The 2,500-nt window shown below is 51.1% G+C and carries 5 tRNA genes and 2 rRNA genes (2 of these 7 cut by a window edge); all 7 read left to right on the plus strand.

The window, feature by feature from the left end:
- A 23S ribosomal RNA gene (locus MHH81_RS00440) occupies window positions 1–1,807 on the plus strand; it begins 1,122 nt to the left of the window's first position.
- A gap of 124 nt (window positions 1,808–1,931) precedes the next feature.
- Window positions 1,932–2,047: ribosomal RNA gene (rrf, locus tag MHH81_RS00445) — 5S ribosomal RNA — on the plus strand.
- Between the two features lie 29 nt (window positions 2,048–2,076).
- Window positions 2,077–2,152: transfer RNA gene (locus MHH81_RS00450), tRNA-Val, on the plus strand.
- Window positions 2,153–2,166: 14 nt separating this feature from the next.
- A tRNA-Thr gene (locus tag MHH81_RS00455) sits at window positions 2,167–2,242 on the plus strand.
- Between the two features lie 8 nt (window positions 2,243–2,250).
- A tRNA-Lys gene (locus MHH81_RS00460) sits at window positions 2,251–2,323 on the plus strand.
- A 23-nt stretch (window positions 2,324–2,346) separates the two neighbouring features.
- A tRNA-Leu gene (locus tag MHH81_RS00465) sits at window positions 2,347–2,431 on the plus strand.
- A gap of 17 nt (window positions 2,432–2,448) precedes the next feature.
- A tRNA-Gly gene (locus MHH81_RS00470) sits at window positions 2,449–2,500 on the plus strand; it runs 23 nt beyond the window's last position.

The raw sequence follows: 2,500 nt of genomic DNA on the forward strand, positions 1-2,500 counted from the left end.
CATCATTTAAAGAGTGCGTAATAGCTCACTGGTCGAGTGACGCTGCGCCGAAAATGTATCGGGGCTAAACAAATCACCGAAGCTGTGGATTGATACCTTTGGTATCAGTGGTAGGAGAGCGTTCTAAGGGCGTTGAAGTCAGACCGGAAGGACTGGTGGAGCGCTTAGAAGTGAGAATGCCGGTATGAGTAGCGAAAGACGGGTGAGAATCCCGTCCACCGTATGACTAAGGTTTCCTGAGGAAGGCTCGTCCGCTCAGGGTTAGTCGGGACCTAAGTCGAGGCCGATAGGCGTAGACGATGGACAACAGGTTGATATTCCTGTACCACCAAACCACCGTTTGAGTAATGGGGGGACGCAGAAGGATAGGGTAAGCGTGCTGTTGGTTATGCACGTCCAAGCAGTAAGGTGTGAATGTAGGAAAATCCGCATTCTATAACATTGAGCTGTGATGGCGAGGACTTAGTCCGAAGTTCCTGATTTCACACTGCCAAGAAAAGCCTCTAGCGAGGTGATAGGTGCCCGTACCGCAAACCGACACAGGTAGTCGAGGAGAGAATCCTAAGGTGAGCGAGAGAACTCTCGTTAAGGAACTCGGCAAAATGACCCCGTAACTTCGGGAGAAGGGGTGCTCTTTTGGGTGAATAGCCTAGAAGAGCCGCAGTGAATAGGCCCAGGCGACTGTTTAGCAAAAACACAGGTCTCTGCAAAACCGTAAGGTGAAGTATAGGGGCTGACGCCTGCCCGGTGCTGGAAGGTTAAGAGGAGTGCTTAGCGCAAGCGAAGGTGCGAATTGAAGCCCCAGTAAACGGCGGCCGTAACTATAACGGTCCTAAGGTAGCGAAATTCCTTGTCGGGTAAGTTCCGACCCGCACGAAAGGCGTAACGATCTGGGCACTGTCTCAACGAGAGACTCGGTGAAATTATAGTACCTGTGAAGATGCAGGTTACCCGCGACAGGACGGAAAGACCCCGTGGAGCTTTACTATAGCTTGATATTGAATTTTGGTGCAACTTGTACAGGATAGGCAGGAGCCTTAGAGCCCGGAGCGCCAGCTTCGGAGGAGGCGTCGGTGGGATACTGCCCTGGTTGTATTGAAATTCTAACCCATACCCGTAACCCGGGTAGGAGACAGTGTCAGGCGGGTAGTTTGACTGGGGCGGTCGCCTCCTAAAGTGTAACGGAGGCGCCCAAAGGTTCCCTCAGAATGGTTGGAAATCATTCGAAGAGTGTAAAGGCAGAAGGGAGCTTGACTGCGAGACCTACAAGTCGAGCAGGGTCGAAAGACGGGCTTAGTGATCCGGTGGTTCCGCATGGAAGGGCCATCGCTCAACGGATAAAAGCTACCCCGGGGATAACAGGCTTATCTCCCCCAAGAGTCCACATCGACGGGGAGGTTTGGCACCTCGATGTCGGCTCATCGCATCCTGGGGCTGTAGTCGGTCCCAAGGGTTGGGCTGTTCGCCCATTAAAGCGGTACGCGAGCTGGGTTCAGAACGTCGTGAGACAGTTCGGTCCCTATCCGTCGTGGGCGTAGGAAATTTGAGAGGAGCTGTCCTTAGTACGAGAGGACCGGGATGGACACACCGCTGGTGTACCAGTTGTTCTGCCAAGAGCATCGCTGGGTAGCTATGTGTGGACGGGATAAGTGCTGAAAGCATCTAAGCACGAAGCCCCCCTCAAGATGAGATTTCCCATTACGCAAGTAAGTAAGATCCCTCAAAGACGATGAGGTAGATAGGTTCGGGGTGGAAGCGTGGCGACACGTGCAGCTGACGAATACTAATCGATCGAGGACTTAACCAAAATAGAATTTGAAGAATTCAATGTCTTTTATCCAGTTTTGAAAGAATAATTTTTTATTAAAAAACACTTGCACATTTCGAGTGAGTATGCTATAATAGAACTTGTCTTTCAGTAATTATTCAAGTCTAGTGATGATGGCGAAGAGGTCACACCCGTTCCCATACCGAACACGGAAGTTAAGCTATTCAGCGCCGATGGTAGTTGGGGGTTTCCCCCTGCAAGAGTAGGACGTCGCTGGGCTTGCAATAAATACATAATAATATTACCCAGGAGGATTAGCTCAGCTGGGAGAGCATCTGCCTTACAAGCAGAGGGTCGGCGGTTCGAGCCCGTCATCCTCCACCATATATTTTACTCCTGCCGGAGTAGCTCAACTGGTAGAGCAACTGACTTGTAATCAGTAGGTTGAGGGTTCAAGTCCTTTCTCCGGCACCATTTCTTTCGAGCCATTAGCTCAGTTGGTAGAGCATCTGACTTTTAATCAGAGGGTCGTAGGTTCGAATCCTACATGGCTCATCACTTTTAAGTGAATTATGTATGCGGGTGTGGCGGAACTGGCAGACGCACTAGACTTAGGATCTAGCGCCGCAAGGCGTGGGGGTTCGACTCCCTTCACCCGCACCATTTAATTTAATAACCGAGCGGAAGTAGTTCAGTGGTAGAACACCACCTTGCCAAGGTGGGGGTCGCGAG

The organism is Psychrobacillus sp. FSL H8-0484, from assembly GCF_038005325.1.
Classification (GTDB): Bacteria; Bacillota; Bacilli; order Bacillales_A; family Planococcaceae; genus Psychrobacillus.